This window comes from Streptomyces sp. SID5464 (assembly GCF_009862985.1).
In the GTDB taxonomy this organism is placed as follows: domain Bacteria; phylum Actinomycetota; class Actinomycetes; order Streptomycetales; family Streptomycetaceae; genus Streptomyces; species Streptomyces chartreusis_D.
The window spans coordinates 267,451-281,111 of the sequence record NZ_WWIQ01000001.1 but is presented as its reverse complement, the minus strand read 5'-3'; the positions used below and the strand labels follow the sequence as shown (position 1 = coordinate 281,111).

Sequence of the window (13,661 nt, the reverse complement as noted above, 5' to 3'; positions counted from 1 at the left end):
TCCAGAACCACCTGCTCCAGCTCCTGGCGCTCACCGCCATGGAGGAACCGGCCTCCTTCGACGCGGACGCGCTGGCCGCCGAGAAGACCAAGGTGCTCGGCGCCGTGAAGCTGCCCAAGGACATGGGCCGGGACACCGTGCGCGCCCAGTACGCGGCCGGGTGGCAGGGCGGCACGAAGGTGCGCGGCTATCTGGAGGAGGACGGCATCGACGCCTCCTCGAAGACCGACACCTACGCCGCGATCAAACTGGAGATCGACAACCGCCGCTGGGCGGGCGTCCCCTTCTACCTGCGCACCGGCAAGCGCCTGGGCCGCCGCGTCACGGAGATCGCGGTCGTCTTCCAGCGGGCCCCGCACTCCCCCTTCGACACGACGGCCACCGAGGAGCTGGGCTCCAACGCGATCGTCATCCGCGTCCAGCCGGACGAGGGCGTCACGGTCCGCTTCGGCTCGAAGGTGCCCGGCACGTCGATGGAGATCCGGGACGTGTCGATGGACTTCGCGTACGGCGAGTCCTTCACGGAGTCCAGCCCGGAGGCGTACGAGCGTCTCATCCTGGACGTCCTCCTCGGAGACTCGAACCTCTTCCCGCGTACCGAGGAGGTCGAGCTGTCCTGGAAGATCCTCGACCCGATCGAGGAGTACTGGGACACGAACGGCAAGCCCGCCCAGTACCCGGCCGGTACCTGGGGGCCCGTCGAGGCGGACGAAATGCTCGAGCGACACGGACGGAGCTGGCGCCGGCCATGAAGATAGACCTCACGGACACCACGGCCAGCAAGATCAACAAGGCGCTGGTGCAGGGCCGCCGGGCGATCGGCACCCCGGCGGTCGGGATGGTGCTCACGCTGGTCATCGTGACGGACGAGGAGAACGCCTACGACGCGCTGAAGGCCGCGAGCGACGCCTCGCACGAGCACCCCTCGCGCACGCTCGTGGTCATCAAGCGCGTCTCCCGCTCGCCCCGCGACCGTACGCAGTCCCGCCTGGACGCGGAGGTCCGGGTCGGCGCCGACGCCGGCACCGGCGAGACGGTGGTGCTCCGGCTGTACGGCGAGGTCGCGGACCACGCCCAGTCGGTGGTGCTGCCGCTGCTGCTGCCGGACGCCCCGGTGGTGGTGTGGTGGCCGGTGAACGCGCCGCTCGACCCGGCGAAGGACCCCCTGGGGGCCCTCGCCCAGCGCCGGGTCACCGACACGTACGCCTCCGAGCAGCCGGTCCGGGACCTGGCCACCCGGTCCGGGACCTACACCCCCGGCGACACGGACCTGTCCTGGACCCGCATCACGCCTTGGCGTTCCATGCTGGCGGCGGCCCTCGACCAGGTCACCTGCGAGGTCAGGGCCGTCGAGGTGGAGGGCGAGGAGTTCAACCCGAGCTGCGAGCTGCTGGCGATGTGGCTCGCGGACCGGCTGGACGTCCCCGTGAAGCGCTCGCTGTCCGGCGGCCCCGGTCTGACGGCGGTCCGCATGGACACCAACTGCGGCGCGATCACCCTGGACCGTGCCGACGGGTCCCTCGCGACGCTGTCCATCGAGGGCCAGCCCGACCGTGGGGTGGCGCTCAAGCGCCGGGACACGGCCGAGCTGATCGCGGAGGAGCTGCGGCGGCTGGACCCGGACGACACGTACGCGTCGGCGCTGCGGTACGGGGTGGACCGGCTGACGTCCTCCGGGCCGGTGCCCAAAAGTGAGGGGCGAGCAGGACTCGCCCTCCCCGCCCCCCTTGAAGCGGCTGCGAAAGCACCCGCTTCGCAGGCGACGGCGCAGGCACCGGTGAAGCAGGAACCGCCCAAGCTCGAACCGGTACGGAAGGCGACGACGAAGTGAGCACGGCACCGCAGCTGGTCGTCCACCGCGACAAGGAGCTGATGGCCCAGGCCGCGGCGGCCCGGCTGATCACCAGGATCGTGGACGCGCAGGCCTCCCGGGGTTCGGCGTCCGTGGTCCTGACGGGCGGCCGCAACGGCAACGGCCTGCTGGCCGCCCTGGCCGCGGCGCCCGCCCGGGACGCCGTCGACTGGAGCCGGCTCGACCTCTGGTGGGGTGACGAGCGGTTCCTGCCCGAGGGCGACCCGGAGCGCAATGTCACGCAGGCGCGGGAGGCGCTGCTCGACTCGGTGCCGCTCGACCCGAAGCGGGTGCACGCGATGCCCGCGTCGGACGGCCCCTACGGCGACGACGTGGACGCGGCGGCGGCCGCGTACGCGGAGGAACTGGCGCGGGCGGCGGGCCCTGAGAACCACGGGCCCGTCCCCACGTTCGACGTGCTGATGCTGGGCGTCGGCCCGGACACGCACGTCGCGTCGCTGTTCCCGGAGCTGCCGGCGGTGCGGGAGACCGACCGTACGGTGGTCGGCGTGCACGGCGCGCCGAAGCCGCCGCCGACGCGGGTGACGCTGACGTTGCCGGCGATTCGGGCGGCGCGGGAGGTATGGCTCCTGGCCGCGGGCGAGGACAAGGCCCAGGCCGCGGCGATCGCGCTCTCGGGCGCGGGCGAGATCCAGGCGCCGGCGGCGGGGGCGTACGGTCGCAGCCGGACGCTGTGGCTGCTGGACGCGGCGGCGGCTTCGCAACTGCCGCGTTCGTTGTATCCGCCGGCGTCGGCCTGAGGTACCAGGGGGCTCCGCCCCCTGGACCCCGGTCCTTCGCCTCACTGTTGCCCCGTTCAAGGGCAGTTTCGGGTGGTGGGTGGGCATAGGCGGGGATCCAGGGGGCGGAGCCCCCTGGTACCGCGAACAGGCAGCGGCTACTTGACCGACCCGGCCATGACCCCCTGCACAAAGTGCCTCTGGAACGCGAAGAACACGACGACAGGCACGACCAGGGACACGAACGCCCCGGGCGCCAGGACATCGATGTTGCTGCCGAACTGCCGTATCTGCGACTGGAGTTCCACCGTCAGTGGCTGCGAGGAACTGTCCGCGAACAGCAGCGCCACCAGCATGTCGTTCCACACCCACAGGAACTGGAAGATGGCCAGGGAGGCGATCGCCGGCCGCCCCACGGGCAACACGAGCCGCGTGAAGATGCGCCATTCGCTGCCCCCGTCCATCCGGGCCGCCTCCAGCATCTCCTTCGGCATCTCGGCGAAGTAGTTCCGAAGCAGGAACACCGCGAAGGGCAGGCCGTAGGCCACGTGGAACAGCACGACACCGGGGATCGTGCCGAACAACCCGAGCTGCCCGAAGAGTTTGGCGACCGGCAGCAGGCCGATCTGCACGGGCACCACCAGCAGCGCGACCACGACCAGGAAGATCGCCTCCCGCCCGGGGAAGTCCAGCCACGCGAACGCGTAGCCGGCGAGCGCCGCGATCACCACGACCAGCACCGTCGTCGGCACCGATATCAGCACCGTGTTCCAGAACGCCTGCGTGATGCCCGCGTTCTGCAGCAGCGAGGAGTAGTTGTCGAAGGACAGCTGCCCGGGGCTGGAGAACACCGTCCACCAGCCGCCCTTCGCCGTGTCCTCCGCGGACCGCAGCGAGGACAGGAACAGCCCGGCCAGCGGCGTCATCCACACCAGGCCCACCACCACGAGGAAGGCCTGGACGACCCCGTTGCCCAACCCGCGCCGAACCGCGTTCATCGTTGACTCCTTCGGAAACGGCGGACGTTGAACACCATGGCCGGAACCACCAGCAGCAGGAGCAGCACCCCGAGTGCGCTGCCGAGTCCCTGGTTGTTGCCGCCGCCGAACGACACCAGCCACATCTGCGTCGCGAGCACGGTCGCGTCCTCCTGCACCGGTCCGGGCGCGATGATGTAGACGAGGTCGAAGACCTTCATCACGTTGATGACCAGCGTGACGAAGACGACCGTGAGGACGGGAGCCAGCAGCGGGACCGTGATCCGCCGGAAGATCTGCCACTCGTTCGCGCCGTCGATCCGCGCCGCCTCCAGCGCGTCCCGCGGCAGCGTCGACAGGCCCGCCCCGATCAGCACCATGGCGAAGCCGGTCCAGATCCACAGGTAGGCCCCGATGATCGCCGGTGTGACGAGCGCCGGTCCGAGCCAGGAGACGCCCTCGTAGGGCGGGGCGAAGTTGGACGACGGCAGTCTCACCTCGTAGGAGCCCGGTGCGAGGCCCGCGAAGCGGAAGGAGCCGTCGGAGGCGGTGGTCGCCGTGGCGGCCGTCCTGCCGTCGCGTACCGCCTCGACCTTCATCTGCGGCAGTCCGCTCTCCCGCCGGTCGACCTTGCCCTGCTCCCCTCCCCCGCCGGGCGTGAAGTCCAGGTAGACCACGCCGCGCAGTTCGCCGGGGGCGGCCTTGCGTCCCGCCGCCGCGTACGCGGGCTCGGTCCCGCCCGGCAGGTCGCCGGGCAGCACCCCGACCAGGCCCAGTGTCACGGCGTCGCCCGGGGACACGCTCGTACTCGTGCGGTACGAGCCGTCCTTCTCCTTCGTCAGGCCCTGCCCGTCACGCGCCCGGGCCGTCGGGTAGGAGGACTCGCCCTTGAAGGCGTCGTGGACGGAGACGACCGCGGCGTTCAGGACGCCCTTGTCGGGGTCCTCGTCGTAGGCGAGCCGGAAGATGATGCCGGCGGCGAGGAAGGAGACCGCCATCGGCATGAAGAGCAGCAGCTTGAAGGCGGTGGCCCAGCGGACCTTCTCCACCAGGACGGCCAGGATCAGTCCGAGGCCGGTCAGCAGGGCCGGTGCCACGACGACCCAGATGGCCGTGTTGCGGACGGCCTTGAGGGTCGCCGGGTCGCGGAACATCTCGGTGTAGTTCTCGCCGCCGACGAAGGTCGTCCCCGAGGCGTCGAAGAAACTGCGGCCGACGCTGAACAGCACGGGGTAGACGACGAGCGCGCCGAGCAGCAGCAGCGCGGGCAGCACGAACAGCAGGGCCACGATCTTCCCGCGCCGGCGCAGACGCCGGGTGCGGTCGGCGGCCGTGACGGGCGGCGGGGGGTTCGTCTCTTTCACGAGGGTCGCTGTCATGGCGGATCAGTCCTGGTACGCCTTGGCCGCCGCGGCCTCCAGCTTCGCCGCGGTGCCCTTCGGGTCGGACGGGTCGCGCAGGAAGTCCTGGAGCAGCTTCCACTCGCCGGCGCCCTTCGTGCCGCCGAAGGCCGCCGGGGCCTGGTCGGACATGTCGAAGCGGACGGAATCCCCGGCCTCGACGAGGGACTTGGCGGTGGCGCGGGTGACGTCGTCGCCGTAGGAGGCGAGGTCGAGCTTCTTGTTCGGGGAGAGGAAGCCGCCCGCCTCCGCCCACACGGCCGAGGCCTCCGGGGTCGCCAGGAACTCCAGGAGGGCCTGGGCGGCCTTCTGGTTCTTGCCGTCCTTGAGGACGACGGCCGCGTCACCGCCGCTGACGACCGGTGCCTCGCCGCCGCCGACCGCCGGGAACGGGAAGAAGTTCGCGTCCTCGCCGACCTTCTTGCCGAACTGGTCCTTGGCGACACCGGCGACGAAGTCGCCCTCGTAGACCATGCCGGCCTCGGGCTTCGGACCGAACACCTTCTCCACCGAGCCGGGGAAGTCGGTGTTCAGGGCGCCCTTCTGGCCGCCCGCGATGAGCTGCTTGTCCTTGAAGAGCTTGCCGAGCGTGGTGAGGGCGTCGACGACCGACGCGTCGGTCCACTTCAGCTTGTGCGCGGCGAGGGCGTCGTACTTCTCGGGGCCGGCCTGGGAGAGGTAGACGTTCTCGAACCAGTCGGTGAGGGTCCAGCCGTCCTGCCCGGCGACGGAGAACGCGGCGAGACCGGAGTCGGACACCGTCTGCCCGGCCTTGAGCATCTCGTCGTAGGTCTTCGGGGGCTTCACCCCGGCCTGGGCGAGGGCGTCGGGGCTGTACCAGACGGTCGACTTGTGGGCGGCCTTGAAGTAGAGGCCGTAGAGGGTGCCGTCGACGCTGCCGTACTTCTTCCAGACGGGGGCGTAGTCGGCGTCCACGGACTGCTCGGTCTTCTTCGACAGCGGCTTGAGCCAGCCCTTCTGCGCGAACTGCTTGAGCACGCCGACCTGCGGGACCATCACGACGTCGGGGGCGTTGCCGCCCTCGATCTTGCTGCCGACGACGGTGGAGACGTTGTCGCCTGTGGACGTGAACTGCGTCTTGGCGCCGGTCTTCTCGGTGAAGGCGTCCAGGACCTTCTGGAAGTTCTTCTGCTCGGTGCCGGACCAGACACCGGCCACGGTGATCGTCTGGCCGCTGAGCGCCTTGTCGCCGCCGCCGGCCGTGACGGGTCCGCCGCCGCATGCGGTCGCGCCGAGTGCCAGGACGAGGGCGGTGCAGCCGGTGAGCAGGGTGGTACGTCGTCGCATCATCGTTGATGTCCCTTCGGGGAGTTGACTTGCGGGGCGTTCAGGAACGGATCCACCAGGCGGCCGTCGAGCCGGAGAGGACTCCGGGCGGGCAGGGGCCGCTGGCGAGCAGTGGGGTGCCGGAGACCGGCGCGGGCGTGGGGGCCGTACCGAAGTTCACGGCGCACACCAGGTCGTCGCCGCGTTCGAAGGCCAGGACCCCGGGCGGGGAGTCCAGCCAGCGCAGCGTGCCCTCGCCCAACTGGGGCAGGGCGGCACGCAGTTGGAGGCCGTCGCGGTACAGGTGCCAGAAGGAGCGGGTGTCGGCGAGGGCCCGGTCGGTGGCGTACTCGGCGAAGTACTCGGGCTGCGGCAGCCACGGCTTGGCGCTCTCCTCGCCGGAGGTGAAGCCGAACGGCGAGGCCTGCCCCGACCAGGGCAGCGGCACCCGGCAGCCGTCGCGGATGCGGGCCCGGCTGCCGGTGCGGCGGAAGATCGGGTCGGTGAGCACGTCGTCGGGCAGGTCCACGACCTCGGGCAGGCCGAGCTCCTCGCCCTGGTAGATGTACGCGGCGCCGGGCAGCGCCAGCATCAGCAGCGCGGCGGCCCTGGCCCGGGCCGCGCCGAGCCCGCTGCCCTCGGTGGCGGGTTCGCCGTAGCGGGTGACGGTGCGGACCTGGTCGTGGTTGTTGAGGACCCAGGTGACGGTCGAGCCGGTGCCGGCGATGTCCTGCATGGCCTCGGAGATGACCTTCTGGAAGGCGTCCGGGTCCCAGGGCGCGCTCAGCAGGTCGAAGAAGAAGGCCTGGTGCAGCTCGTCGGGGCGGACGTACTGCGCGTGCTCGCGGGCGGTCGGCACGGAGACCTCGCCGACGAGCAGGCGTTCGCAGCCGTCGCGCTCGGTGTACTCCTCGCATATGGAGCGCCAGCGGCGCCACACGTCGTGGACCTCGGGCTGGTTCCAGGCGAGCGGGTTGACCGAGTCGCGGGTGCGGGCGTCGGCCTCCGGGTCGTCGGAGTCGGGCAGCTCCGGGTGCTTGAAGAGACCGGCGGCGACGTCGATGCGGAAGCCGTCGATGCCCCGGCCCAGCCAGAAGCGGAGGATCCGCTCGAACTCGGCGGCGATCTCCGGGTTGCGCCAGTTCCAGTCGGGCTGCTCGGGCGCGAACATGTGCAGGTACCACTGGCCGGGCCGGCCGTCCGGCTCGGTCACCCGGCTCCAGGCGGGGCCGCCGAACATGGAGTGCCAGTTGTTGGGCGGCTCGGCGTCGTCCGGGCCACGGCCGTCGGCGAAGTGGAAGCGGGCGCGGGCCGGGCTGCCGGGCGGGGCCGCGAGCGCCTCGCGGAACCAGGGGTGCTCGCTGGAGCAGTGGTTCGGGACGATGTCGAGCAGCACCTTGATGCCGAGCCGCCGCGCGGCCCCGACCAGCAGGTCGAACTCGTCGAGGTCGCCGAAGAGCGGGTCGACGTCGCAGTAGTCGGCCACGTCGTAGCCGTGGTCGTGCTGCGGCGAGGGATAGAAGGGGCTCAGCCAGATCCCGTCGACGCCGAGCTTCTTCAGGTAGGGCAGTCCGGCCCGGACTCCGGCGAGATCGCCGATGCCGTCGCCGGTGCTGTCCAGGAAGCTGCGGACGTACACCTGATAGATCACTGCGTCACGCCACCAGTGGTGCCTGTTCAACCCATCGACCTGTCTCTGAGGAGGGCAGCGGTTATGCATGCATGTTAAGTAGGCGTGTCGAGAGGGTGTCAATGAAAAGGCGGAAGCTACCGCGGCGTTGAGATGGTGTAATCCTGAATCTATCGGACATATCTCAGCCAGATGAGACGTCCGCGTTACCTAACAAGTAACTAGAAGCGCTAGCGACGCGAGATGACGGCGAGCTCGCGGGCCAGCCGGCGCACCGCCGCCGCGGGCGTCTCGTGCCCGGCCATCGCGTCGTGCACGACCGCCTGCACGACCAGGCTGACCTGGTCGTAGCGCGGGCTCTTGGGGCGCGGTGCTGCCGTGCGCACGCTCTCGCGCAGGGTCGGCAGGTAGGGGAACCTGCGGATGAGCGCGGGGTCCTCGTAGAGATCGGCCCGGACGGGCGGCAGCGCGCCGCGTGTGAGGACCTGGCGCTGGACGCGCTCGCTGGTGAGGTACGCGATCAGGCGGGCGGCCGAGTCGGGATGCCGCGCGTGCGCGCTGACGGCCAGGTTGGAGCCGCCGAGGACACTCGTCCCCGGCCCGTCCGGTCCCGGCAGCGGTACGGCGCCGACCTTCCCGGCGACCGCGGAACCCGGCGCGGAGGCGCCGACATAGGCGTACGGCCAGTTCCGCAGGAAGAGCAGCCGGCCGTCCTGGAAGGCCTGCTTGGACTCCTCCTCCTTGTAGGTGAGGGCTTCCTTCGGGATCCAGCCCTCGCGCACCCCGCGCGCCAGGAATCCGATGCCCTCACGGGCCGCCGCCGAGTCGACGGTGACGCGCTCCCCCTCGTCGCCGAGGATCGAGCCGCCCGCCGAGTAGACGGCCTCTGCCGCGTTGACCGTGAGGCCCTCGTACGGCAGGAACTGCCCGGCGTAGCCGTCCAGGCCGTACTTCGGGGCGATGGTCTTCGCGTACCGCTCCAGCTCCGCCCAGGTGCGCGGCGGCTCGACGCCCTCCTTCGCGAGGACGTCCTTGCGGTAGAGGAGCAGACCGGCGTTGGTGACGTACGGGACCGCGTACAGCTGTCCGTCGTAGGTCGCCGTGTCCACGACCGGCGGGAGGAAGGTCTGCAGCGGGAATCGGTCGCGCGGCAGCGGCCTGATCCAGCCCGCCGCGGCGAACTCCGAGGTCCAGTTGACGTCGATGTTGAGCACGTCGAACCGGCTGCGGTCGCCGTCGCGCAGGTCGGTGGCCATCTGGGCCTGGGTCTCGTCGGCGGAGTCCGGCAGCTCGACGAGGGTCACCTTTTCGCCGGGGTGGGTGCGGTTCCAGCCCTCCAGCAGGGGGCCGAGGTAGCCGGTGAGGTCGCCGGCGGTCGCGAGCGTGAGCGGTCCGCGGCCGTCTCCGGCGGGCTCGCCCGCCTGTGCGCCGGCGGCAACATAACCGGTCAGGACCACGACGAGAACGAGAAGGCCCCTACCCGCGGCATGGATCCACCGCATAGGTTCCTCCCTGTACACCGGCGACGGGCACCCTTGCCCGGAACAGAGGCCATGTATACCTGTTAGGTATGGGCGATACTAGGGCCTGGAGCACATTGGACCGGACAGGAGGACTGCACGCGTGCGCCTGCCCCTCCTGGCACTCCTCGCCCGCGGACCCGCCCACGGCTACGAGCTCAAGCAGGACCTTGAGCAACTGCTGGGCTCCGCGTACCCTCAGCCGAACGTCGGCCAGATCTATGTGACCCTCGGCCGCCTCGAGAAGTCGGGACTGATCGAGGGCGAGGACGTGGCGCAGTCCAGCCGGCCCAACAAAAAGGTCTACCACCTCACCGACGCCGGGCGGGAGGCGCTGCGCGCCTGGTTCGAGGAGCCCGAGGACGAACCGCGGGTGCGGGACGAGTTCTTCATGAAGCTGGCGCTCGCTCCGCAGAGCGGACTCGCCGACCAGATCTCCCTGATCAACCAGCAGCGGCGCCAGTACCTGAACACGATGCGGCAGCTGTCGAAGCTGGCCGCCGCCGAAGACCGCGACAACCGCATCGCCCACCTGCTGATCGAGGGCGCGATGCTGCACCTGCAAGCCGACCTCGACTGGCTGGAACGGTGCCAGGAAGAGCTGGAGGAACCGGAGTGAGCGACGACCGTCCCGCTCCTGTGCTGCGCGCCGAGGGGCTGGTGAAGACGCACCACGGCGAGGGCGCGCCCGCCCATGCCGTGCGCGGGGTCGACCTGTGCGTACGGCCCGGCGAGTTCGTGGCGATCACCGGCCCGTCCGGCGCCGGCAAGTCGACGCTGCTGCATCTGCTCGGCGGCCTCCAGCGGCCGGACGCGGGCCGGATCTGGCTCGACGGCGAGTCCACCGACACCTACGGCGAGGCACGCTGGGCGGTGGAGCGCAGGAAGCGGATCGGCATCGTCTTCCAGTTCTTCAACCTGGTGTCCAACCTGTCCGTCGCCGACAACGTGGAGCTGCCCGCCCTGCTCGCCGGGACCTCCCCGAAGCAGGCGCGGGCCGAGCGGGAACAGCTGCTGGCCGAGCTGGGCCTGACGGGCAAGGAGCGCAGCATGCCGGGCGAGCTGTCCGGCGGTGAGCAGCAGCGCGTCGCCCTGGCCCGGGCCCTCGTCAACCATCCCCCGCTGCTGCTGGCCGACGAACCCGCGGGCAGCCTCGACAGCAAGGGCACCCGCGAGGTGATGCGGCTGCTGTCCCGCTTCCACCAGCGCGGCCAGACGATCCTGCTGGTCACCCATGACGCGCGGCTGGCGAGCGCCGCGGACCGGGTGATCAGCTTCTTCGACGGCCGGATCGCCGACGACGCGGAACTCGACGGCGGCACTCCGCCGCGCCGGTCCGGCATAGCCGGTGTGCTGGAGCTGAAGGACTGACATGCGCGGGTACGACGATCCCCGGAAGGGCTGACCCGTATGCGAGCCACCCTGCGCTGGGCGCACTCCGATCTGCGCACGCACCGCGGCGAGGCGCTGTTCCTCGTCCTCGCCACCGCGGGCATCGTCGCCTCCCTGCTGCTGGCCACGGCCCTGTTCGGGTACGCCACCAACCCCTGGCAGCGCGTGTTCACACAGTCGCACGGCGCGCACGTGTGGCTGCACACCGACACCGCGGCCGACACCGGCAAGCTGGCCGCGCTGGACGGCGTCGACTCCGTCGCCGGTCCCTACCCCACGGCCTCCACCACCGTCTCCTCGCGCGGCAGCCGCGCCGCCGTCGAACTGCGCGGCACTCCGGAGCGCCCGTCCGTCGGCCGCCCACCGCTCGTCTCCGGCCACTGGCTGGACCCCGCGACCCCGAACGGTGTGGTCCTGGAGAGCCGCCTCGCCCGCGCGCTGCTGGCCGAGCCCGGCGACACCCTCACCGTGCCCGGCACGGCCCGCGAACTGACCGTCGTGGGCCTCGCCGACAGCGCCGAGCCGCGCTACCGGCCCGGTGAGCAGCCGGGCCTGGTCTGGGCGCTGCCGTCGGCCGTGCCGGACCCCGGCGGCCAGGTGATCGGGCTACGGCTGACCGACCCGGGCGACACCTCCTACATCGTCCAGCGTGCCGTCACCGTGCTGGGAGCCGGGGCGATCGGCGAGGTCTCCACCTGGCAGCAGGCCCGCGCCGAGGCCCAGGGCGACAACCGGCTGCTCGGTCAGGTGCTGGGCCTGTTCGGGCTGGGCGCGCTGGTCGCGGCCGGGCTGGCCGTGCACGGGGCGATCGGCACGCGTATCCGCGGCCATCTGCGGGACCTCTCCGTGCTGAAGGCGATCGGCTTCACCCCCGGCCAGGTGGTCCGCATCTTCCTGCTCCAGCACCTCGCCTACGCGCTCCTGGGTGCCGTGGTCGCCGCCGCGCTGGCCGAGGCCCTGGGCAGCCGGATCCCGGGACGGCTCGGGGACGCGGTCGGCGTGTGGCAGGGGCTGCCCGGACACACCGTGGCGCTGTTCGTCATACCGGTGGGTGCGGTGCTGTTCATCGGCGCGACCACCGGGCTGGCCGCCTGGCGGGCGGGCCGCGTGCCACCGGTGCCGGTGCAGCGCCCCGCGACGACGCTCGGCGGCCGACCGACCGGAACGACGGGCCGAGCCCTCGGTCCGCAGCCCACGGAGGGCACGCCTGACGGACGGCCGGCCGGAACGACGGACCCGGCCCCCGGACCGCTACCCGCGGAGGCTTTGTCTGGCGGACGGCCGACCGGGGCGACGAGCCGAGCCCTCGGTCCGCAGCCCACGGAGGGCACGCCTGGCGGACGGCTGATAGGGACAAGCGGACGGCTGATAGGGACAACGGGCCAGCCCTCCGGACCGCAGGCCACGGAGGCTGCGCCGGACGGACGGCCGACCGGCGCGACGGGTGGGGCCCTCGGTCCGCAGACCGCGGCCGGTGCGCCTGGCGGGTGGGTGGCCGGCGGGCTGCGCCGGGTCCTCGGGCTGCGTCCGGCGGCTCCCCGGACCGGGCAGCTCTCAGACCTGGCGCGCCGCGCCCTCGGGGCGCGGGTTCCGCCCGCGCTGGTGCTGGGCTGGCACAAGGCGTTCACGCGCCGCCCCCGGTCCCTCGCCACCGTCGCCCGCCTCACCCTGCCGCTGCTGCTGATCGTCGTGGCGATGAGCGCGTGGACCACCATCGACCGCTTCCACAGCACGCCCGAACAGATCGGCCTGCCGACCGCCCTCAGCGTCCGCGCCGACACCGGCCTGAACGAGCGGCAGGCCCGCGCCCTCCTGGAACGCGACCCGCAGGTGGCCGCCGCCTACCCCGGCGTCGAGACGGCCGCCCTGGTCCCGGGCCAGACGGCGACCATCGCCCTGCGGGGCCTCGGCACCGACCGGGACCCCTACCCGTACACCCTCGCCGAGGGCCGCCCCGCGCGCGGCGCCGACGAGGCCGTGGCCGGGCAGGGGCTGCTGGACCTGCTGGACGTGCGCGTCGGCGACTGGGTGCGGATGACCGTCGGCGACCAGCCGCAGATCCTGCACATCGTGGGCCGCAGCATCGAGCCGGAGAACGCCGGCCGGATCATCTCCACGTCCCTCGACACCCTCCGCGCGAACGATCCCAGGCTCCGCCCGACCCTCTACGAGCTGCGCCTGGAACCCGGTGCCGACCCGGGGGAGGTCGCCGACCGGCTGGCCACGGCCGGGCGCGGGCACCTGGACGTGCACACCGTGACCAACCCCGCCGACGGGCTCTCCCCACTGCGCGCCGTCGTCGCCGGGCTGATCGCCGTCCTCGCCCTCATCGGGCTCATCGAGCTGCTGACCGCGATCGGCGGTACAGTCCGCGAGGGCGAACGGGACCTGCTCGCGCTGAAGGCCATCGGCCTGTCCCCCCGGCAGATCACGGCCATCACGGTCACGGCCACCGGCTGCACGGCACTGGCGGCCGTGCTCGCCGCCACCGCCCTGGGCCTGCCGCTCGCCCACTGGCTGATCGACGCCCAGGGCCGCTCCAGCGGCATCGGCGCCGGGATCGCCCAGGGCCCGTCCGCCCCGCTGATGCTGCTGCTCGGGGCGGCGGCGGTGCTCTGCGCTGCCGCACTGGCGGCCGTACCCGCGGCCCGGGCCGCCCGCCGCCGGCTGGCGGACACGCTGAGCGCGGTCGCCTGACGGACTCCGGATGCCCGGCCCGCGGGAAGCAGGCGTGCTGCCGCCCGCTTCCCGCCCGGCGGGTCGTCACTGCCGGCCGCGCAGCTCCCGGTACGTGGCGACCAGGGCCTTGGTGGAGGGGTCCAGGCCCTCGACCTCGGCGCCTTCGGTCAGCGCGGGCTCGACG

General features: G+C 72.0%; 11 protein-coding genes. 6 read left to right on the top strand and 5 right to left on the bottom strand.

Annotation, left to right across the window (positions count from 1 at the left end; genetic code table 11):
* The 3 genes from GTY47_RS01275 to pgl form a co-directional block, all read left to right on the top strand.
* Nucleotides 1–752: glucose-6-phosphate dehydrogenase (locus GTY47_RS01275; protein WP_010039716.1), on the top strand; the 752-nt coding region annotated here is incomplete at its 5' end.
* Nucleotides 749–1,831 carry a glucose-6-phosphate dehydrogenase assembly protein OpcA gene (opcA, locus tag GTY47_RS01270; RefSeq protein ID WP_010039715.1) on the top strand — a complete coding sequence of 361 codons (1,083 nt, stop codon included), beginning with the start codon at nucleotides 749–751 and terminating at the stop codon, nucleotides 1,829–1,831. The genes GTY47_RS01275 and opcA, both read left to right, overlap by 4 nt.
* Nucleotides 1,828–2,613, top strand: coding sequence for a 6-phosphogluconolactonase (gene pgl / locus GTY47_RS01265; protein ID WP_010039713.1), 786 nt, complete (start codon nucleotides 1,828–1,830; stop codon nucleotides 2,611–2,613). Before opcA ends, pgl begins: the two co-directional genes overlap by 4 nt.
* 137 nt (nucleotides 2,614–2,750) lie before the next feature.
* Here the strand turns inward: pgl and GTY47_RS01260 are convergent, their stop codons facing one another.
* The 5 genes from GTY47_RS01260 to GTY47_RS01240 all read right to left on the bottom strand — a co-directional run bounded on the left by GTY47_RS01260 (nucleotide 2,751) and on the right by GTY47_RS01240 (nucleotide 9,388).
* Nucleotides 2,751–3,590 (bottom strand): carbohydrate ABC transporter permease, encoded by an 840-nt coding sequence (locus GTY47_RS01260; protein WP_010039711.1) that lies wholly within the window; start codon nucleotides 3,588–3,590, stop codon nucleotides 2,751–2,753.
* Nucleotides 3,587–4,948 carry a sugar ABC transporter permease gene (locus tag GTY47_RS01255; protein ID WP_010039709.1) on the bottom strand — a complete coding sequence of 454 codons (1,362 nt, stop codon included), beginning with the start codon at nucleotides 4,946–4,948 and terminating at the stop codon, nucleotides 3,587–3,589. The genes GTY47_RS01260 and GTY47_RS01255 overlap by 4 nt, the downstream gene beginning before the upstream one ends.
* A 6-nt stretch (nucleotides 4,949–4,954) precedes the next feature.
* The gene (locus GTY47_RS01250; protein WP_010039707.1) at nucleotides 4,955–6,280 is read right to left on the bottom strand and encodes an ABC transporter substrate-binding protein; all 1,326 of its coding nucleotides are present in this window, start codon (nucleotides 6,278–6,280) and stop codon (nucleotides 4,955–4,957) included.
* Between the two features lie 37 nt (nucleotides 6,281–6,317).
* Nucleotides 6,318–7,976, bottom strand: coding sequence for a glycoside hydrolase family 13 protein (locus GTY47_RS01245; RefSeq protein WP_173937312.1), 1,659 nt, complete (start codon nucleotides 7,974–7,976; stop codon nucleotides 6,318–6,320).
* A 140-nt stretch (nucleotides 7,977–8,116) separates the two neighbouring features.
* Entirely contained in the window at nucleotides 8,117–9,388 is a 1,272-nt protein-coding gene (locus tag GTY47_RS01240) for an ABC transporter substrate-binding protein (RefSeq protein WP_010039702.1), read from the bottom strand.
* A gap of 121 nt (nucleotides 9,389–9,509) precedes the next feature.
* Between GTY47_RS01240 and GTY47_RS01235 the strand changes: the two genes are divergently transcribed.
* Genes GTY47_RS01235 through GTY47_RS01225 form a run of 3 tightly spaced genes read left to right on the top strand, consistent with a single transcriptional unit; the run spans nucleotide 9,510 to nucleotide 13,495 of the window.
* Entirely contained in the window at nucleotides 9,510–10,025 is a 516-nt protein-coding gene (locus tag GTY47_RS01235) for a PadR family transcriptional regulator (RefSeq protein WP_010039699.1), read from the top strand.
* Nucleotides 10,022–10,777: an ABC transporter ATP-binding protein gene (locus tag GTY47_RS01230; protein ID WP_010039696.1), complete on the top strand. Its 756-nt coding sequence runs from the start codon at nucleotides 10,022–10,024 to the stop codon at nucleotides 10,775–10,777. Before GTY47_RS01235 ends, GTY47_RS01230 begins: the two co-directional genes overlap by 4 nt.
* 39 nt (nucleotides 10,778–10,816) lie before the next feature.
* Nucleotides 10,817–13,495 carry an FtsX-like permease family protein gene (locus GTY47_RS01225; protein WP_010039694.1) on the top strand — a complete coding sequence of 893 codons (2,679 nt, stop codon included), beginning with the start codon at nucleotides 10,817–10,819 and terminating at the stop codon, nucleotides 13,493–13,495.
* Nucleotides 13,496–13,661 lie beyond the last annotated feature (166 nt).